The following is a 19910-nucleotide window of genomic DNA, read 5'->3' on the forward strand; positions in this document are numbered from 1 at the left end:
GGAGCCGCGCCGATGTTCGAAAACCTCCAGCCTGCCCCAGCCGACAAGATCCTCGCCTTGATCGGCCTCTATCGTGCCGATCCCCGCCCCGGCAAGGTCGACCTCGGCGTTGGCGTCTACAAGGATCGCGCTGGCAAGACGCCGGTGATGCGCGCCGTGCGCGAAGCCGAAAAACGATTGCTGCAGAGCCAGGACACCAAGACCTATCTCGGCCTTGCCGGCGATACCGGCTTCAACACGGCGATGGCGAGGCTGGTTTTTGGTCCGGCGGCCGAGCTGACGCGCATCCGTGCGGCGCAGGCGCCCGGCGGCTCGGGCGCGCTGCGGCTGGTGGCCGAGCTGCTCAAGAGGACGCGATCCGACGCGACGATCTGGCTGTCGGACCCGACCTGGCCCAACCACATGCCGGTGATGCGCGCCGCCGGCCTGCAGATACGCGAATATCCCTACTTCGACGCAGCCTCAGGTGCTGTTCGCTTCGCCGACATGATGAGCGCGCTGGCGACCGCCAGGAACGGCGACGTGGTGCTGCTGCATGGTTGCTGCCACAATCCGACAGGCGCCAATCTGGACATCGCGCAGTGGGCTGAAATAGCAGACCTCGTCGTCGAGCGCGGCCTGCTGCCCTTTGTCGACATTGCCTATCAGGGGTTTGGCGAGGGCCTTGACGCTGACGCCGCCGGCTTGCGCCTGCTGGCAGCAAAAGTCCCGGAAATGGTCGTTGCCTCGAGCTGCTCGAAGAACTTTGCCGTGTATCGTGACCGCGTCGGCGCGGCGATGATCCTGGCAAAAGACAGCGCGCAGGCGGATGTCGCAATGAGCCAGATGCTGTCGGCGGCGCGCGCCATGTACTCGATGCCGCCGGACCACGGCGCGGCCGCGGTGCGCATCGTGCTTGAAGACGCCACGCTGCGCGCCGACTGGGAAGCGGAGCTCGAAGAGATGCGCCTGCGCATGCTGCGGCTTCGGGTGCAGTTCGCCGAAGCGCTGCGGCGGCAGTCCAATTCCGATCGCTTCGATTTCGTCGCCAGCCATCGCGGCATGTTTTCCCGGCTTGGTCTGTCCGAAGCGCAGGTCGAGCGGCTGCGCGCCGAGCACGGCGTCTATATGGTCGGCGACAGCCGCATCAACGTCGCCGGCCTGCCGGAGGACGGCATGGACGCGCTCGCCAAGGCGATCGTCTCCGTGCTCGACTGAGACTTTGAGCGGCGCTGTGGACAATCGCTCCTCGCCTTGCGACGGCGTTGGCTGCACCGTCGGACGCAGGCTAGCATGCGACCGATGAAACCCTCGAAAGATATTTCCCGGCTGATCGAGATCATGGCGGCGCTGCGGGCGCCGGAAACCGGCTGCCCGTGGGACGTCGAGCAGGATTTCTCGAGCATCGCGCCCTACACGATCGAGGAAGCCTACGAGGTGGCGGACGCCATCGCGCGTGGCGACCTGGACGATCTGCGCGACGAACTCGGCGACCTGCTGCTGCAGGTCGTCTACCATGCGCAGATGGCCGAGGAGGCCGGTGAATTCGCCTTTGACGACGTGGTCCAGGCCATCACCACAAAAATGATCCGCCGCCATCCGCATGTCTTCGGCGACGATGAGGCGCGCAGCGCCGGCATGGCCAAGGGCATGTGGGAGAAGATCAAGGCCGAGGAAAAAGCGGAAAAGCGAAATGCCCGCCTCGCCCGCGGCCACGATCCGGAGGATCATGGCAAGGGTTTTCTGGACAGCGTACCGGTCGCCCTGCCCGCTTTGGCCCGGGCGCTCAAGCTGCAGGAAAAGGCGGCCCGCGTCGGCTTCGACTGGAGCGAGGCCACGCCGATCCTCGACAAGATCGAGGAAGAGATCGGCGAGTTGCGCCAGGCCCTTGCCAAGGGCGATACGGCTTCGATCAAGGACGAGTTCGGCGACATGCTGTTTGCCGTCGTCAATCTCGGGCGTCATCTCAAGGTTGATTCCGAAGCGGCGCTCAGCGGCACCAACGAGAAATTCCGCTCGCGGTTCCACTATGTCGAGCAAGCGCTGGAAAGGTCCGGAAACACCCTGGAAAAGGCGACGCTCGACGAGATGGAGGCGCTTTGGCAGCAAGCCAAAAGCGCGAAGTAACAGAAATTACCCGTTGTTTTTACGGTGCAATCTGGTTTCTATCTCTTCGTGTGCGCTTCGCGTCGCTTTGAGCGACACGGTTATACCGCCATCTTCATTGTCGGTGCGCGAGACGACGTCGCCATTGCGGTAGAGCCAGTCGACGAACCCAAGCTGGTCAGGCTTGAGCGTGACGGTCTGCGTTTCCAGTTCGCCTGAAACTCGTGTCTCGATGATCGCCTTCAGCACATCGATGCCCTCGCCGGTGGCGGCCGATATGGCAATCGGCGGTGCCTTGCTGCCGTCGATGCCGTCGGCGAGCAACCGCTCCCGGTTGCCCGCATCGAGCCGGTCGATCTTGTTCCACACTTCGATGACGCGCCTGCTGTCGCCGGCATCGACGCCGAGATCGGCGAGGATGCGCTCGACATCCTCGGCCTGGGCGGCCGTGTCGGGATCCGAAATATCGCGCAAATGGATGACGAGATCGGCCTCGACCACCTCTTCGAGCGTTGCCCGGAAGGCCGCGATCAGATGCGTCGGCAGGTCCGAAATGAAACCGACCGTGTCCGAAAGGATGACCGGCGTGCCGTGCGGCAGCCGCACCCGACGCAGCGTCGGGTCGAGCGTGGCGAACAGCATGTCCTCGGCCAGCACCCCAGCTCCGGTCAGCCTGTTGAACAGCGTCGATTTGCCGGCGTTGGTATAGCCGACAATGGCCACAACCGGGAACGGCACCTTCTTGCGCTTGGCGCGGTGCAGGTCACGGGTGCGTCGCACTGTTTCGAGTTCGTGCTTGAGCTTGTTGATCTTGTCCTGCAGGACACGGCGGTCCGATTCGATCTGCGTTTCGCCAGGGCCGCCGAGGAAACCGGCACCGCCGCGCTGGCGCTCGAGGTGAGTCCAGCTTCGCACCAGCCGGCCCTTCTGATAGTTGAGGTGCGCCAGATCGACCTGCAGCGTGCCTTCCTTGGTCCGCGCGCGCTCGCCGAAAATTTCCAGGATCAGGCCGGTGCGATCCAGCACCTTGGCGTTCAATTCCTTTTCCAGGTTGCGCTGCTGCACCGGCGTCAGCGGATGATCGACAATGACCAGTTCGGCACGGCCCTCCTTGACGATCTCGGCGAACTCCGCGACCTTGCCGCTGCCGAGCAGGGTGGCAGGCCGGGGATCGTTGACGGTCACAACCGCGGTATGGATCGGGTCGAGGTTTATGGCTTGGGCAAGACCAACCGCCTCGTCGTGGCGGGCCTCGGCAGAACGCGTCAGACGCGGGCGATTCGTGTCCTCGTCGCCGCGCGGCTGGCGGGTAAGCACCGGCACGATGACCACGGCCCGGGTCGGGCCTTCGGCCTCCGCCCCCGGCTGATATGCTGGTTTTTCGCGAACGCTGCGATCCGCGTCTTTCTTACGTGCCAATCAGGCGCCCTGGCTTTCCTCGCCATCGAACATCTGAACCGGCTGGCTCGGCATGATCGTGGAAATGGCGTGCTTGTAGACGAGCTGGGAGTGGCCGTCTCGACGCAGCAGAACACAGAAATTGTCGAAGGAAGTGACCACACCGGTCAGCTTCACGCCGTTGATGAGGAAGATGGTGAGTGGGTTTTTGCTTTTGCGAACTGAATTCAGGAACAGGTCCTGAAGATTTTGCGATCGTTCCGCCATTGTTCTTGTCTTTCGCCGATCCCCTTCGGTTTGCAGGCCAATGCGCCAAATTAACTGGCACATGTCAAGCGCGCAAACACCGTCTTGCCGTCAATAACGACAAGCAGAACGAGATATATTGATGTTCATTCCACCTGTGCGGTTATCAGGCTGGACTTTTTTCCGCAACGTCAAAAAAGGCGTGCCGCAAGGAAAGTGTTATCGAGCCTGGGTGGCCGTTGGCGACCGGAGCACCGTCGATCGCCACGATCGGCATGGCGATTGTGGTCGCGGAGCTGATGAAAACCTCGCGCGCGGCCTTGGCTTCGGCGACCGAAAAGCCCCGCTCCTCGATCTTCAGGCCGAGCTTGGCGGCCACTTCGAACAGCGTGGTGCGGGTGATGCCGCGCAGGATGCCGTGCTCGGCCGGACGCGTCACCAGCACGCCGTCCCTGGTGATGATCCAGGCGTTCGACGACCCACCTTCCTTGACGGTGCCGTCGGCATCGATGAACCAGGCTTCCTGGGCGCCGGCTTCCTTGGCCTTCTGCTTGGCGAGCACGTTTGGCAGCAGGCCGACCGACTTGATGTCGACCCGGTCCCAACGGTTCTCCGGCACGGTGATGACCTTGATTCCGCTTTCGGCCCTCCTGGTGGCAGCAGCGGGGTCGGCTTTCCTGGCGGTAACCACCAGCGACGGCTTCGTGCCCGCCGGGAAAACAAAATCACGGCTGGCGACGCCGCGCGTCACCTGAAGATAGACCAGGCCATCGGCGACATGGTTGCGGCGGACCACCTCGCGCAGGATAATCGGCAACACGCCCGGCGTGACCGGCCAGTCGATCGACAATTCGGTCAGCGAGCGGTTCAGCCGTCCGAGATGGCGAGGCATATCGACGATGAAGCCGCGCGCCACCTCGCAGACCTCGTAGACACCGTCGGCGAACTGATAGCCACGGTCCTCGATATGCACGAAAGCGTCGGCGTGAGCGACATAGCGCCCGTTCACATAGGCAATGCGCGGCATGGGTCACCCCTGAAGAAGTCAGCGCATGGCCCCCGAAAATCGGAATCCATTTTTCGGGGAAGACCATGCGCAAAAAACAAAATGCTACAGCGTCCGTTGCGCGTCCCGAAAGACGTGCGGCAGCGTTTCTTATGCGATTCCGCCGCCGCCGTAACCGATAATTGCGTAGGCCACGACCGGATTGGCGGTCAGACGCCCAGCGACTTCAGCTTCCGGTGAAGCGCCGAGCGCTCCATGCCGATGAACTCGGCCGTCTTCGAGATGTTGCCGCCAAAACGGTTGATCTGGGCGATCAGATAGTCCTTCTCGAACTGTTCGCGCGCTTCACGCAACGGCAGCGCCATGATGTGCTGATCGGATTGGTTCGGCGTGCGCGGCATGACATCGCCGATCTCGGCAGGCAAGAGATCGGCGGTGATCGGTGCGTCGATATCGTCGCCGCGCGCCAGGATCATCAGCCGCTCGACGTTGTTGCGCAACTGGCGAACGTTGCCTGGCCAGTTGTGCGCCTGCAGCACCGCCAGCGCGTCGTCGCCGATGCGCCGCGGCCGGATGCCGGCCTGGCGGGCGATCTGCTTCATGAAATTGTCGACAAGATAGGGGATGTCCTCACGCCGCTCGGCCAATCCCGGCACCATGACCGGAACAACCGCCAGGCGGTGATAGAGATCCTCGCGGAAACGACCGTCGGCGATCATCGCCTCCAGGTTCTGCGACGTCGACGAAATGATGCGGACATCGACCTTGACCCGTTTGGTGCCCCCTACCCGCTCGAACTGCTGTTCGACCAGCACGCGCAAGATCTTGTTTTGCGTTTCGCGCGGCATGTCGGCCACTTCATCGATGTAGAGAATGCCGCGATGGGCTTCCTCAAGCGCGCCGACCTTGCGTTCGACACCGTTGGATTCGGTGCCGAACAGTTCGACCTCCATGCGTTCGGGCGTGATGTTGGCGGCGCTCAGCGTGACAAACGGAGCGCCCTTGCGCGCCGACAGCGTGTGGATGGCGCGTGCCGCGAGTTCCTTGCCTGAGCCGGACGGGCCGATGATCATGACGCGGCTGTTGGTCGGCGCGACGCGCTCGATGGTCTGGCGCAATTGGCTCATCGCCGACGACATGCCGATCAGGTCGAAGGTTTCGCCGCTGCGCAGCTTGAGATCCGAAACCTCGCGCCTCAGTTTTGAGGTTTCAATGGCACGTTCGGCGATGAGGATCAGCCTGTCGGCCTTGAACGGTTTTTCGATGAAGTCATAGGCGCCGCGGCGGATGGCCGAGACCGCCGTCTCGATGTTGCCGTGGCCCGAGATCATCACCACCGGCAGGCTCGGATGCATCGTCTTGATCTCGTCCAGCAACGCCAGTCCGTCCAGACGCGAACCTTGCAGCCAGATGTCGAGGAAAATCAGCCTCGGCGCCCGGTCGGCGATCGCCGCCAGGGCGCTGTCGGCATCGAATGCCGTGCGGGTTTCGTGACCTTCGTCGCTCAGGATACCGGCGACAAGTTCGCGGATGTCTTCCTCGTCATCGACGATGAGAATGTCAGACGCCATTATCGACCTTTTCAGTTTCTCTTTCGGGTTCCGTCCTGCCTTCGCCGCGCGACGGCACAGTGGCGGCGAGCGGCAGGATGATGCTGATCATCGCGCCTCGCCCGTCGTGGAAATCCGCCGGCGCATCATGCAATTCGAGCCGGCCGCCATGGTCCTCCACTATCTTCTTGACGATAGCGAGGCCGAGGCCGGTGCCCTTCTCGCGTGTCGTCATGTAAGGCTCGAGCAATCGCTGGCGGTTCTCGCGCGGCAAGCCCTTGCCGTTGTCGATGACATCGATGCGAATCGTACCATTCTGGCGCCCGGCTTGAATTCGGATTATGCCGTGCGAGCGATCCTTTTGATCAAGTCCGTCAATCGCCTCGGCTGCGTTCTTGATGACGTTGCCAAAGGCCTGCGCCATCAGGCGGCTGTCGAACGTGCCTTTGAGAGGTTCGTTGCCGAATACGCGCTCGAAGGTGATATCGGAGCGGCTCACCTCGACGAGGAACGAGGCTTCGCGCAACGATTCGCGCAAATCGAGGGCCTTCATTTCGGGCTTGGGCATGCGTGCGAAAGCCGAGAACTCGTCGACCATGCGGCCGATGTCCTCCACTTGCCTGATGATCGTATCGGTGCACTGATCGAAAACCTCGCGGTCTTCGGTGATGACCTTGCCGTAGCGGCGCTTGATGCGCTCGGCCGAAAGCTGGATCGGCGTCAGCGGATTCTTGATCTCGTGGGCGATGCGCCGCGCCACATCCGCCCAGGCCGAGGAACGCTGCGCCTGGACCAGATCGGTGATGTCGTCCACCGTCACGACATAGGATTTCTCCTCCGAACCGTCGTCGCCGGCCTCGACCGTGATCTGCACGTTGAAGGTGCGCTCCGCACCGGCGCGATAGAAGGTCACCTGTTCGCGATGGACAGGCTTGCCCGACTTGCGGCCGATCTCGAAGACGCGGCCAACATGCGGCAGCATGGCGGAGAGATTTTGCCCGAGTGCGGCGGTGGCGGATATGGCCAGCATCGTTTCGGCCGACCGGTTGACGATGGTGACGATGCCATACGGATCGACGCCGATAACGCCGGCGGTGACACCGGCAAGCACGGCTTCCGAAAAACGCCGCCGCTCGTCGATCAAATCCTTGGCGGACAGAATCTCGTTACGCTGCGATTTCAGTTCCAGCAGCATCTTGTTGAAGGTGTCGCCGAGCGAGGCGACGTCGCCGTCGGAGGGCCGAACCGGCACGGCAACGTCGAGATTGCCGGTCGCGACCTCGTCGGCCGCGCCGATGAGCTGGCGGATCGGCCGCACCAGGCGGTCGGCCACGGCGATGCCGGTCCAGATGGCGGACAGGATGATGATCAGCGTCAGCGACAAATAGGGAAGTGCAAAGGCCACCTGCGAGGTGCGGCGACTGTCTTCGAGGCCGCGATATTCGTCGCTGTTGGACCTGACAATCTGCCGCGCCTTGATCACCTCGGGATCGACCAGCCGGATGGTGTAGAGATAGAGCCCTTCGATCTCGCGCAGTTTGACGATGGCGCCCATGATGTTGCGCGTCTTCGGCTCGATCAGCACCGGCCTGCCGTCAGCGGCACCGCTCATGGCGCCTTCCGGCGGCTCCGGCATGGCAAAATCGGCGTCGGTCTTGGCGCTCATGACGAACGAACCGTCGGACCTGATCAGTGCGGCATGGGCCAGCGAGCGTCCAACGGCTTCCTTGTTCATCAGATCGAGGAAGCCGGTTCGATCGAGGCCGTAGAGCGTGCGGGAGGCGTCGAGATCGTAAGCCATCGACAGGGTCGTTCCCTGGAGGTTGCGCGCGTTCTCCTGCACATAGGCATCGGCTATCGACAGCGACGAATTGACGATCGTCTTGGTGCGGATTTCGAACCAGCGATCAAGACCGATATCGAGCGTGATCGAGGCGATGATCGCCACCATGATGGCGGGAATCGCGGCGACCAGCGCGAACATCGCGACGATCCGCACATGCAGCCGCGACGCCGCCTTGCCGCGCCGGCGCGCCATCACGATACGATGTACTTCGCGGCCAACCAGCGCGATCAGGAACAGGATGAACGCCGCATTGACGGCGATTAGCGCCAGGGTTGTGCTCTCGTCCGGCGTGATCGGCGTGGCACCGACGAGGATGGCGAAGGAGATCGCCGCCGTAACCAGCGCACCGGCAATTGCCACCACGCCCGGCAGCGCAAGCAGCCGGCGCCCGTCACTTGTGCGGGGTTCGCTGAAAAGCGTTTCGCTCAGTCTCGATGCCCGTGGAGCCATGTCGCCGTCTAGAACCAGTGATTGCGTCGGATGTATGCAACGCATTGTGGCGATTATGCAACAAGTGTGGCCTGGACGGAACTGTTTCGGCGCTCGATCCCCCGGAAAAGGCTTCGCTCTGTCACACCGGCCCGAAATTCGGGATCGATTTATTGAAAGAAAACGGCGCTCTAAGCTTGCCTGGTCGATTTGTAGACGTTGACGCCGAGTTCGCGAATCTTCTTGCGCAGCGTGTTGCGATTGAGCCCGAGGAGCTCCGCAGCCTTGATCTGGTTGCCGCGGGTTGCCGTCATCGAAGCAAGCACCAGCGGATATTCGACCTCGGAAAGGATACGCTGATAGAGGCCGGCGGGCGGCAAGTCGCCGGCGAACGAAGCAAAATAGCGCTGCAGGAAATGTTCCACCGCCTGGCCGATGGACAGGTCGTCGGGAATGAGGTTGCCGCCGCCGGGAACGACCGGCCTCTCGCCGGTCTTCAGTTCCGCCTCAATGACTTCGGCAGAAATCTCGTCCTGCGAATAGAGCGCGGCAAGTCTGCGGACGAGATTTTCGAGCTCGCGCACGTTGCCCGGCCACGGATAGCGCTTCATCAGCTCGATGCCGCCCGTGGAAATGCGCTTGGTCTGCAGGCCTTCGCTGGCGCCAAGCTTGAAGAAGTGCCGGACGAGATCCGGAACGTCCTCGGACCGCTCGCGCAGCGCCGGCAGCCTTAGCGGCACGACATTCAGGCGATAGAACAGATCCTCGCGGAAAAGCCCTTGATTGATCAGCGTGCGCAGATCCTTGTTGGTGGCGGCGACGATGCGCACGTCGGTCTTGATCGGCGTGCGGCCGCCGACGGTGGTGTATTCGCCCTGCTGCAGGACACGCAGCAGGCGGGTCTGCGCCTCCATCGGCATGTCGCCGATCTCGTCAAGGAAGAGCGTGCCGCCTTCGGCCTGCTCGAAACGGCCGGTGGAGCGGTTCTGCGCGCCGGTGAAGGCGCCCTTCTCGTGCCCGAACAGTTCCGATTCGATCAGGTCGCGCGGGATCGCAGCCATGTTGATCGCGACAAAGGGGCCGCCGCGGCGGCGGCCATACTCGTGCAGCGCGCGCGCGACCAGTTCCTTGCCGGTGCCCGATTCGCCTGAAATCATCACCGTGAGGTCGGTCTGCATCATGCGCGCCAGCATGCGGTAGATATCCTGCATGGCGGCCGAGCGGCCAACTAGCGGCATGGTTTCCGGCGGCTCGTCCGCCCGCGCATCGATCTTCGGCCGTCGGGGCTCGGAAAGCGCCCGGTTGACGATGTTGAGAAGCTCGGTCAGGTCGAACGGTTTCGGCAGATATTCGTATGCGCCGGTTTCGGAGGCGCGAATCGCGGTCATGAACGTGTTCTGGGCGCTCATGACGATGACGGGCAGTTCCGGTCGCGCCTTCTTTATGCGCGGCAGCATGTCAAAGGCGTTTTCGTCGGGCATAACCACGTCGGTGATGACGAGATCGCCCTCGCCCGCCGCCACCCAGCGCCACAGCGTCGAGGCGTTGGACGTCACGCGCACCTCATGGCCGACGCGCGAAAGCGCCTGATTGAGGACGGTGCGGATGGCCGCATCGTCGTCGGCGACGAGAATATTGCCGCGAACCGTCATTTGCGGTCTCCTTCGCCATCGTCGTCAGTGCCGAACGGCGTTTCCTTCCAGGCTGGCATCAGGATGCGGAAGGTGGTTGCGCGCGGCGTCGAATCGCATTCGATGATGCCGCCATGCTCGCCGACGATTTTCGCTACCAGCGCCAGACCAAGCCCCGACCCGTTCGGCTTGGTGGTGATGAAGGGGTCGAACAGGATCGGCAGGATATCTTCGGAGACGCCAGAACCGTTGTCGCGCACGCAGAATTCCAGCGGCAGCGACACGCGGCCCTGCGATCCCGGAACGGAAACACGGATGCCCGGCCGGAACGCGGTCGACAGGGTGATCTCGCCTTGCGGATCGCCGCCAATCGCCTCGGCCGCATTCTTGACCAGGTTGAGGAACACCTGGATGAGCTGGTCGCGGTTGGCGAAAACCGGAGGCAATGATGGATCATAATCCTCCAATATCTTGATCCGCTTGGCAAAACCGTTCTTGGAAATCGCCTTCACATGGTCGAGCACGATATGGATGTTGACCGGATAGCGATCGACGGGCCGCTCGTCGGAAAACACCTCCATGCGATCGACGAGCGAGACGATGCGGTCGGTCTCGTCGGTGATCAGCCGGGTCAGCGCGCGATCCTCGTCGGAAGCCGACAGTTCGAGCAGTTGGGCGGCGCCCCGGATGCCGGATAGCGGGTTCTTGATCTCGTGGGCGAGCATCGCGGCAAGGCCGGTCACCGAGCGTGCCGCACCGCGGTGCGTCATCTGACGATCGATCTTGTCGGCCATCGACCGTTCCTGGAACATCACCACGACGGAGCCCGGGAATTCCGACACCGGCGCGACATAGAGGTCGACCACCTTCTCGATGCCGAGGCGCGGCGACGATACGTCGACCCGGTATTCGTTGACGGGTGCCCGGCGCTCGCGCACCTGGTCGACAAGCGTCAGCAACGGACTGCCGAATGGAATGAGCTTGGGCAATGTGTTGCGGGCAAGCATGGTCGCGCTCGAGCGGAAGAAATCTTCGGCATCGGCATTGGCGAAGGTGATGAACCCTTCCGCATCGAGCATGATCACCGGGCGGCGGATGGTGTTGAGCACGATGTGTGCGGCGTCCGCCATGTCCATGTTCTGTGCAACGGTGGCATTCATGCTGCGCTCCGCAGGTTCATCGCCTCGGCAGCGCTTGAAAACACCTCACGCAACGCGGCGATGACGCGGACGGGCTCGAAGCAGGTAAGGATGGCCTTTCGCTGCTCATCGACGACGCCAGCGGCGTGGCGGTCGAGATACCAGCCAAGATGCTTGCGCGCCTGGCGCACGCCGCTTTCGATGCCGTAGAGCGACAGCATGTCCTGGTAGTGGGCAACGACGTAGTCGGCCAGCGCTTGCGGGCTTTCCGGCACACCGGGCGTCATCTCTTTTGCCGCGGCTGCCGCGATGCTGCCTGCCGTCCAGGGCGCGCCGTAATGGGCGCGGCCGATCATCACCGCGTCGGCACCCGACTGGTCGAGGATCATTGCTGCCTCCGCCGGCGAGCCGACATCGCCATTGGCAACGACCGGGATCGAAACGGCCTGCTTAATGCGTGCGATGGCGCGCCAGTCGGCCTTGCCCTGGTAGAACTGGCAGCGCGTGCGGCCATGCACCGTCACCATCTGAACCCCCGCCTGCTCGGCGCGGCGCGCCAGAACAGGCGCATTGAGCGCGCTTTCGTCCCAGCCGAGCCGCATCTTGACCGTGACCGGCACCTCGACGGCGCCGACCACCGCCTCGATCAGCGACAAAGCGTGATCGAGATCGCGCATCAGCGCCGAACCGGCATAGCCGCCCGTCACCTTCTTGGCCGGGCAGCCCATGTTGATGTCGATGATGTCGGCGCCCTCGCCCGCGGCTATACGGGCGCCCTCTGCCATATGCACCGCCTCACGGCCGGCAAGCTGGACCATGTGCACCGGCAGCCCGGAGTGGCGGATGCGCAGGCCGCAACCGGCTCTGCCCCTGGCAAGTTCGCCGCTCGCCACCATCTCCGACACCACCAACCCGGCGCCATGCGCATAGGCACGCTGCCGGAACGGCTCATCTGTTATGCCCGACATGGGCGCGAGAAAAGCGCGATTGCGGATTCTCACACGACCCACATCCAGCGGAGATGCCAATTTGGTCAGGTCAAGCATGCACAAAAACCAAGCATTTTTAATAGCTGCACATTCACTAGCCAGAATGGCGGCAATGTGCAACGCGCAATGACGTCGCATTAAGGCGCATTTGGGAAAATGCCGGCACTAGCCGAAGTGCGGTGCGTGTTGGGGACCCTATTGGCACTTTGCATCTGCGCATGATCTCTTCCGAAAAGCGATTCCACTTTTTGGGATGATGCGCTAAGCGTCTCGGCATGACAGACGCAAGCGAAAAGCAGGCTTTGGCTGCGGACGACAAGGTTGCCGTCGTTATCGTCGCCGCCGGCCGCGGCGCGCGCGCCGGTCAGGCCGACGGGCCGAAGCAATACCAAAGGATCGGCGGCCGTGCCGTCATCGCGCGCACATTGGACGTGTTTTTGGCGCATACGAAAATCGGCGCTGTCGTCGTCGCCATTCATGCCGACGACAGCGGGCTTTTTCGCAGCGCCGCTGGCGCCAACGCCGACCGGGTGGTCACGGTGACCGGTGGCGCGTCCAGACAGGACTCCGTCCGGCTCGGATTGCTTGCGCTGAGAGGCCATGCGCCGCGCCGGGTTCTGGTCCATGACGCCGTCCGCCCGTTCGTCGACGCGGAATTGATAGACCGCACGATCGCCGCCATCGGCGAGCGTCAGGCAGCGCTGCCTGCCCTGCCCGTCGCCGATACGCTGAAACGTGAATCGGCCGCGGGCATGATCGGCGAGACGGTTTCCAGGAACGGGCTTCATGCCGCGCAGACGCCGCAGGGCTTTCCGTTCTGGCCGATCCTGGCTGCCCATGAAAAGGCCCATCATCTGGGCAAGGCGGACTTCACCGACGATGCCGCGATTGCCGAATGGGCGAACATTCCGGTGAAAATCGTCCCGGGCTCGCCGGATAATGTCAAACTTACCTGGGCAAGGGATATCTCGATGGCGGATCAGCGGCTTTCCGGCGAACGGCCGCGTTTTCCGGATATCCGCACCGGCAATGGCTACGACGTCCATGCCTTCGAGCCCGGCGACCATGTCGTCCTGTGCGGCGTCTCGATCCCGCACGACAAGAAACTGTCCGGCCATTCGGACGCCGATGTCGGCCTGCACGCCTTGACCGACGCGCTGCTCGCCTCTTGCGGCGCCGGCGACATCGGCACGCATTTCCCGCCATCGGACCCGCAGTGGAAAGGCGTGGCCTCGCGGATCTTCGTCGAGCATGCGGCAGGATTGGTGCGCGCGCGCGGCGGGCGTATCGCCAATGCCGACATCACGCTGATCTGCGAGGCGCCGCGCGTCGGCCCGCATCGCGAAGCAATGACCGAAATCCTTTCGGCAATGCTGGCGATTTCCCGGGACCGCATCTCGATCAAGGCGACGACCAACGAAAAGCTCGGCTTTGTCGGACGCGAGGAAGGCATAGCCGCCATCGCCACCGCCAGCGTCGTGTTTCCAGGTGATGTCCCCGAATGAGCAACAGCGATCTCGCAGATGCCCTGCTTCAAGCCTGCCAACAGCGCGGCATCATGCTGGCGACGGCCGAGAGCTGCACCGGCGGCATGATCATCGCCGCCTTGACCGACATCGCCGGCTCTTCGACAGTGGTCGACCGGGGTTTCATCACCTATTCCAACGAGGCCAAGACGAAGATGCTCGGCGTTTCCGCCGCCACGCTCGCGGCGCACGGCGCGGTCTCACGGGAAACGGCGGTCGAGATGGCAGCCGGCGCCTTGGCCCATTCGCGCGCCGGGCTGACCCTTGCCGTCACCGGCATTGCCGGTCCGGGCGGCGGCTCGACGGAAAAGCCCGTCGGCCTGGTCTGGTTCGGTATCGCCTTGACCGGCCGGCCGGTCGTCTGCGAATGCCAGTTGTTTGCCGACAAAGGCCGCAAGTTCATCCGCCGGGAGACCGTCAGGCACGCGCTTGAACTGGGCTTGCGCGCGCTCGCCGCGGATCAGGCTGCCGGCGCTGCGCCATAGATGACGTCGGCGCGCTTCTCGAACGCCTCGGAGAACATGCGGAAGGCGCGATCGAACATCGCTCCCATCACCGCACCCAGAATACGACTCTTGAATTCGTAGTCGATGAAGAAGCAGACATTGCAACCGCCGTCGGCCGGCTCGAAACGCCAGGCATTGCTCAGATATTTGAACGGACCGTCGATATATTTGACGTCGATGGCCTTCTCGTCAGGCTTTAGCAGCACCTGCGTGGTGAAAGTCTCGCGGATCGCCTTGTAGCCAATGCTCATGTCGGCGACGAGGAGGGTGCGTCCGTCGCGTTCCTTGCGCGAGCGAACCGTCAGCGCCTCGCAAAGCGGCAGGAATTGCGGATAGGATTCGACATCGGCGACCAGAGCGAACATCTGTTCCGGCGTATGCGCAACGCGGCGATGGGCTTCGAATTGTGGCATGAAACCAGTGTGTTAGGCGGACTTCTTGAGAAACGCGTCCCGTGCCGCGCGCAGCTTGGCGAAATCGTCGCCGGCGTGATGCGACGAACGCGTCAGCGGGCTCGATGCCACCAGCAGGAAGCCCTTGGTCTTGCCGATCGTCTCGAAGGACTTGAATTCCTCCGGCGTGACGAAACGGATCACCGGATGGTGCTTTTTCGATGGCTGCAGATACTGACCGATGGTCATGAAGTCGACATTGGCCGAACGCAGATCGTCCATCAATTGCAGGATCTCGTTCCGCTCCTCGCCAAGGCCAACCATGATGCCGGATTTGGTGAAGATCGAGGGATCGAGTTCCTTGACCCGCTGCAGCAGCCTGATCGAATGGAAATAGCGGGCGCCCGGGCGGACTGTCAGATAGTTCGACGGAACGGTCTCCAGGTTGTGGTTGAACACATCAGGCTTGGCCGCCACCACGATCTCCAGCGCGCCTTCCTTGCGCAGGAAGTCGGGCGTCAGGATTTCGATCGTCGTCGAAGGCGTTGCCGCCCTGATGGCGCGGATGACCTCGGCAAAGTGCTGAGCTCCGCCATCGGCGAGATCGTCGCGGTCGACCGACGTGATGACGACATGGGTTAGACCCATTTGCTTGACGGCGTGGGCGATGCGCGCCGGTTCATCGGGATCGAGCGCGGTTGGAATGCCGGTGGCGACGTTGCAGAAGGCGCAGGCACGCGTGCAGATCTCGCCCATGATCATGAAGGTGGCGTGCTTCTTCTCCCAGCACTCACCGATATTGGGGCACCCGGCCTCTTCGCACACCGTCACCAGCCTGTGCGACTTCACGATGTCGCGCGTCTCGGCATAGCCTTTCGACATCGGCGCCTTGACGCGGATCCAGTCGGGCTTGCGCAGCACATCCTGGTCAGGCTTGTGCGCCTTTTCAGGATGCCGCAGGCGCGGCGCATTGGCGATCGTGTCGAGGACGGTGACCATCAGAAATCCAGTTCATTCGCGATCGCTTCCGGCGTTCGCTTTCCATCTAGGACTTTTCGCTGCAAAGAAAAAGGCCGCGGCGACGCATGCCGCCACAGCCGTTTTCGCATGGCAAGAGTTCAGCAACTAACGGCGCACCATGCGCCCTGCCAAGATCAGCAGGCAGGCGCCAACGAAACCAGTGATCAGATAGGCGATCCAGCCGGTGCCGAAGGCGCCGATGTTGAGCGCCTGCAGGATGGCATTCAGCACGATCGCGCCGACGATGCCCAGAACGATGTTCATCAAGATGCCCATGTTGCTTTTCATGAACATCTCGGCAAGCCAGCCCGCCAGCCCGCCGATGATGATGGCTGCGATCCAGCCCACGCCATTCACGTCCATATGCCCTCTCCTCTGGTGATAAATGCATCCGGAAACGAATTACCTTACGGTTGAGTTCCTTGGCTCTCACCTTTTGAGTCTCACGCGGTCAATTTATCACGCGTTGAGCGCGCGGCCATAGGCGTCGAGCACGCTTTCCTTCATCATCTCCGACAGCGTCGGGTGCGGGAAGATCGTGTGCATCAGCTCTTCCTCGGTGGTCTCCAGGTTCATCGCCACGACAAAGCCCTGGATCAGCTCGGTCACTTCGGCACCGACCATATGCGCGCCGAGCAACTGCCCGGTCTTCCTGTCGAAGATGGTTTTTACGAAACCCTGGTCCTCGCCGAGCGCGATGGCCTTGCCGTTGGCGGCGAACTGAAAGCGGCCGACGCGGATGTCCTTGCCTTCGGCCTTGGCTTTCGCTTCAGTCAACCCGACGGAGGCAACCTGCGGGTTGCAATAGGTGCAGCCCGGAATTTTCAGTTTGTCAGTGGCGTGCACGCCGGGGACGTTGGCGATCTTTTCCACGCAGACCACGCCTTCATGCTCGGCCTTGTGGGCGAGCATAGGCGGGCCGGCAACGTCGCCGATGGCATAGATGCCGGGCACATTGGTGCTGCCGTAGCCGTCGACGACGACGCAGCCGCGATCGGTCTTCACGCCGAGCGCCTCGAGGCCGAGATTGTCGATATTGCCCTGCACGCCGACGGCCGAGATCATCCGGTCGGCGGTAATCTTCTCGACCTTGCCGTCCTTCATCTCGACATGCGCGGTTACCGAGTTCGCAGCTTTTTCCACCTTGGTGACCTTGGCTTCGAGGATGATCTTCATGCCTTGCTTCTCGAACTGCTTTTGCGCGAATTTCGAGACCTCTGCGTCCTCAACCGGCATCACCGCCGGCAATAGCTCGACCACCGTCACCTCCGCGCCCATGGTGCGGTAGAATGAGGCGAATTCGATGCCGATTGCGCCCGAACCCATCACCAGCAGCGATTTCGGCATCTCCTTCGGCACCATCGCTTCGAAATAGGTCCAGATCAGCTTGCCGTCGGGCTCGATGCCGGGCAACGCCCGCGGCCTGGCGCCGGTCGCCAGGATGATGTGCTTGGCAGTGTATGTGCCCTCCCCCTTGACGCCCTTGGGCGCCCGCGGCTGTGGCTCCATCGGCTTCTTCGACGATTTCGACACGACGATCTCGCCCGGCCTGTCGCCGGAAGCCGTTTTGGACAGCTTGGCTTCGCCCCAGATGACATCGACCTTGTTCTTCTTCATCAGGAAGGCGACGCCGCCGTTCAGCCGCAGCGAGACCTTTCGCGAGCGGTCGACCACGGCAGCGGTATCGACGCTGACCTTGCCGTCGATCTTCAAGCCGTAGTCCTTCAAATGATCCGAATAGTGCATGATCTCGGCCGAACGCAGCAGCGCCTTGGTCGGGATGCAACCCCAGTTGAGGCAGATGCCGCCGAGATGCTCGCGCTCGACGATCGCTGTCTTGAACCCGAGTTGGGCGGAACGCACCGCCGTGACATAGCCGCCGGGGCCGGAGCCGATGATGATGACGTCGTAGTTCTCAGCCACGGATTTCTCCCATGATTCTCTAGAGTTCCAGCATCACGCGCACGATTGGCGCCAATGCCTGCCCGATTTTGCGCGTGTTCTCTGCGTCGAGATGGACGCCGTCGAGTGGCGTGGTCTCGGCCACCGAGCCGGCATCGAAGAAGCCGCAGCCGACCTCGTCGGCAAGGACGGAATATTGTGGCGCCAGCCGCTTCGACGCTTCATCGCCGCCGGCGAACATTTCTTTGAATTCGGCGTTTTCCGTGCGGCTGACGGCGGGCGGCGCGACGATCAGGATTTGCGGCGACGGCCAATCGAACGGGTAGTCGTGACCGCGCACGATGTCGATAAGGCGCTGCATGCCTTGCTTGGCGGCGACCGGATTGCCGTGAATCCACGGCTTCATGTCGTTGGCGCCGAGCATGATGATGACCAGGTCGATCGGCGCATGCGTCATCAAGATCGTCGGCAGCACTCTTGCGCCGTTACGGTCGGCGCCGGCCAAATGGTCGTCGAAAGCCGTTGTGCGGCCGTTCAAGCCTTCGGCGATGACCTCGACGCTGGCTCCCAACGTCGCCTGCAGCACACTCGGCCAGCGGTCCTTGAGCGGGTGGCGATCCAGACTTGCCGCATCATAGCCCCAGGTCAGCGAATCGCCGTAGCAAAGGACTGTTTTCATGCGTTTGCCCCACTCGGGTCGAAATCTGCCTGCGCGCGCCTCACCCGCCAGCCCACGAACAGCCAATGCACGACGATCGTTGCAACGCTGGAAGGGCTGAAGGCAAAAAGACCGGTGAAGAGTTCCCGCACCGCCTTCTTTTCCCTCTAGACCAGCATGCCCATCGGGTTTTCGATCATGCGCTTGAAGGCGACGAGCAGTTCGGCGCCGAGCGCGCCGTCGACAGCGCGGTGATCGGTCGACAATGTCACCGACATGATGGTGGCGATCTTGATCTCACCGTTCTTGACCACCGCGCGCTCCTCGCCGGCGCCGACCGCCAGGATCGTCGCATGCGGCGGGTTGATGACGGCGGCAAAGTCCTTGATGCCGAACATGCCGAGATTGGACACCGCCGTGGTGCCGCCCTGGTATTCTTCCGGCTTCAGCTTGCGGCTGCGCGCGCGGCTGGCAAGATCCTTCATCTCGTTGGAGATGACCGACAGCGTCTTTTCGTCGGCACGCCGGATGATCGGCGTGATCAGCCCGCCGGGGATCGACACGGCGACACCGACGTCGGCATGCTTGTGCTTGACCATGGCGCTCTCGGTCCATGACGCATTGGCATCCGGCACCGCCATCAGCGCCATTGCCATCGCTTTGATGACCATGTCGTTGACCGACAGCTTGTAGGCCGGCGCCTCACCCTTGTCGGTCTTCTTCACCGGGGCGGCCGCATTGACCTGCGTGCGCAGGGCCAGGAGCGCATCAAGCTCGCAGTCGAGCGTCAGATAGAAATGCGGGATGGTGGTCGTGGCCTCGACCAGCCGGCGCGCAATGGTCTTGCGCATGTTGTCATGCGGGACAAGCTCGTAAGAGCCGTCGGCAAACAGTTTCAGCACCTGGTCGTCCGACATTGGCTTGGCTGCGGCCGCCGGAGCCGGAGCGCCGGCAGGTGCCGCTTTCGCGGCGGGTGCTGCCTTGGCGCCGCCGCTGGAAATCGCTGCATCGACATCGGCCTTGACCACGCGGCCATGCGGGCCGGAGCCTGTCACCGCGGAGACATCGACACCGGCTTCCCGGGCGATGCGACGGGCCAGCGGCGAGGCGAAGGTGCGACCGTCCGACTGGCTGATCCTCCCCCTTGTGGGGGAGATGGCCGGCAGGCCAGAGGGGGGCGCCTCGTTCCTTGCCGCTGGCGGGACAGCGCCCCCCTCTGTCGACTTCGTCGACATCTCCCCCACGGGTGGGGAGATTGGCGCCTTATCCTGTTTTGCCTCGGCTTTTGCCGGAGCGGCAGCGCCGTCACCGCTCTTGGCGGCAGCCGCCGCATCTTCACCTTCGGCGGCGAGCACGGCGATCAGCGCGTTGACCTTGACGCCTTCGGTGCCGGCTGGAACCACCAGCTTGGCCACAGTGCCCTCATCGACGGCTTCGACTTCCATCGTCGCCTTGTCGGTCTCGATCTCGGCGATCACATCGCCCGGCGAAACCTTGTCGCCCTCCTTGACCAGCCACTTGGCAAGATTGCCCTCTTCCATCGTGGGCGACAGGGCCGGCATGGTGATGTTGATCGGCATTTTTCCT

The 19910-nt window shown here is 62.9% G+C and carries 18 protein-coding genes; 4 read left to right on the forward strand and 14 right to left on the reverse strand.

Annotated elements, in window-relative coordinates:
• Positions 1-12: 12 nt before the first annotated feature.
• Together AC0L18_RS21870 and mazG are read left to right on the forward strand one after the other, a co-directional pair.
• On the forward strand, positions 13-1197 hold the full coding sequence (locus tag AC0L18_RS21870; protein ID WP_473494179.1) for an amino acid aminotransferase: 1185 nt from the start codon (positions 13-15) through the stop codon (positions 1195-1197).
• Positions 1198-1281: 84 nt separating this feature from the next.
• Positions 1282-2106 carry a nucleoside triphosphate pyrophosphohydrolase gene (gene mazG / locus AC0L18_RS21875; RefSeq protein WP_473494180.1) on the forward strand — a complete coding sequence of 275 codons (825 nt, stop codon included), beginning with the start codon at positions 1282-1284 and terminating at the stop codon, positions 2104-2106.
• Positions 2107-2112: 6 nt separating this feature from the next.
• Here mazG and hflX read toward each other — a convergent pair whose 3' ends face one another.
• From hflX to dusB, 8 genes are all read right to left on the reverse strand, one after another.
• On the reverse strand, positions 2113-3504 hold the full coding sequence (gene hflX / locus AC0L18_RS21880) for a GTPase HflX (protein WP_287320026.1): 1392 nt from the start codon (positions 3502-3504) through the stop codon (positions 2113-2115).
• Positions 3505-3750 (reverse strand): RNA chaperone Hfq, encoded by a 246-nt coding sequence (hfq, locus tag AC0L18_RS21885; RefSeq protein WP_006202172.1) that lies wholly within the window; start codon positions 3748-3750, stop codon positions 3505-3507. It abuts the gene before it with no gap.
• Positions 3751-3895: 145 nt separating this feature from the next.
• The gene (locus AC0L18_RS21890) at positions 3896-4756 is read right to left on the reverse strand and encodes a D-amino-acid transaminase (protein ID WP_236372980.1); all 861 of its coding nucleotides are present in this window, start codon (positions 4754-4756) and stop codon (positions 3896-3898) included.
• 188 nt (positions 4757-4944) lie between these two features.
• On the reverse strand, positions 4945-6306 hold the full coding sequence (ntrX, locus tag AC0L18_RS21895; RefSeq protein WP_027153990.1) for a nitrogen assimilation response regulator NtrX: 1362 nt from the start codon (positions 6304-6306) through the stop codon (positions 4945-4947).
• Positions 6296-8626 carry a sensor histidine kinase NtrY-like gene (locus tag AC0L18_RS21900; protein ID WP_473494181.1) on the reverse strand — a complete coding sequence of 777 codons (2331 nt, stop codon included), beginning with the start codon at positions 8624-8626 and terminating at the stop codon, positions 6296-6298. Before AC0L18_RS21900 ends, ntrX begins: the two co-directional genes overlap by 11 nt.
• Before the next feature lie 125 nt (positions 8627-8751).
• Positions 8752-10212 (reverse strand): nitrogen regulation protein NR(I), encoded by a 1461-nt coding sequence (gene ntrC / locus AC0L18_RS21905; protein WP_023799224.1) that lies wholly within the window; start codon positions 10210-10212, stop codon positions 8752-8754.
• Positions 10209-11351: a two-component system sensor histidine kinase NtrB gene (locus AC0L18_RS21910; RefSeq protein ID WP_473494182.1), complete on the reverse strand. Its 1143-nt coding sequence runs from the start codon at positions 11349-11351 to the stop codon at positions 10209-10211. Before AC0L18_RS21910 ends, ntrC begins: the two co-directional genes overlap by 4 nt.
• The gene (dusB, locus tag AC0L18_RS21915; RefSeq protein ID WP_473494183.1) at positions 11348-12376 is read right to left on the reverse strand and encodes a tRNA dihydrouridine synthase DusB; all 1029 of its coding nucleotides are present in this window, start codon (positions 12374-12376) and stop codon (positions 11348-11350) included. Before dusB ends, AC0L18_RS21910 begins: the two co-directional genes overlap by 4 nt.
• Before the next feature lie 218 nt (positions 12377-12594).
• Between dusB and AC0L18_RS21920 the strand changes: the two genes are divergently transcribed.
• A complete protein-coding gene (locus tag AC0L18_RS21920) occupies positions 12595-13824 on the forward strand; it encodes a bifunctional 2-C-methyl-D-erythritol 4-phosphate cytidylyltransferase/2-C-methyl-D-erythritol 2,4-cyclodiphosphate synthase (RefSeq protein WP_473494184.1) in 1230 nt (409 codons plus the stop codon).
• Positions 13821-14330: a CinA family protein gene (locus tag AC0L18_RS21925; protein WP_473494185.1), complete on the forward strand. Its 510-nt coding sequence runs from the start codon at positions 13821-13823 to the stop codon at positions 14328-14330. The genes AC0L18_RS21920 and AC0L18_RS21925 overlap by 4 nt, the downstream gene beginning before the upstream one ends.
• Here the strand turns inward: AC0L18_RS21925 and AC0L18_RS21930 are convergent.
• The 6 genes from AC0L18_RS21930 to AC0L18_RS21955 form a co-directional block, all read right to left on the reverse strand.
• On the reverse strand, positions 14306-14764 hold the full coding sequence (locus AC0L18_RS21930) for a type II toxin-antitoxin system RatA family toxin (RefSeq protein WP_023799229.1): 459 nt from the start codon (positions 14762-14764) through the stop codon (positions 14306-14308). The two genes, AC0L18_RS21925 and AC0L18_RS21930, sit on opposite strands and share 25 nt — an antisense overlap.
• Positions 14765-14776: 12 nt before the next feature.
• Complete coding sequence (lipA, locus tag AC0L18_RS21935; RefSeq protein ID WP_473494186.1) at positions 14777-15742, reverse strand: lipoyl synthase; 966 nt, start codon at positions 15740-15742, stop codon at positions 14777-14779.
• A gap of 126 nt (positions 15743-15868) precedes the next feature.
• The gene (locus AC0L18_RS21940; RefSeq protein WP_023799232.1) at positions 15869-16126 is read right to left on the reverse strand and encodes a GlsB/YeaQ/YmgE family stress response membrane protein; all 258 of its coding nucleotides are present in this window, start codon (positions 16124-16126) and stop codon (positions 15869-15871) included.
• Between the two features lie 96 nt (positions 16127-16222).
• Complete coding sequence (lpdA, locus tag AC0L18_RS21945; RefSeq protein WP_473494187.1) at positions 16223-17686, reverse strand: dihydrolipoyl dehydrogenase; 1464 nt, start codon at positions 17684-17686, stop codon at positions 16223-16225.
• A gap of 19 nt (positions 17687-17705) precedes the next feature.
• The gene (locus AC0L18_RS21950) at positions 17706-18344 is read right to left on the reverse strand and encodes an SGNH/GDSL hydrolase family protein (RefSeq protein WP_091591112.1); all 639 of its coding nucleotides are present in this window, start codon (positions 18342-18344) and stop codon (positions 17706-17708) included.
• Between the two features lie 146 nt (positions 18345-18490).
• Positions 18491-19903 (reverse strand): pyruvate dehydrogenase complex dihydrolipoamide acetyltransferase, encoded by a 1413-nt coding sequence (locus tag AC0L18_RS21955; RefSeq protein ID WP_473494188.1) that lies wholly within the window; start codon positions 19901-19903, stop codon positions 18491-18493.
• Positions 19904-19910 lie beyond the last annotated feature (7 nt).

The organism is Mesorhizobium sp. WSM4819 (assembly GCF_055811215.1).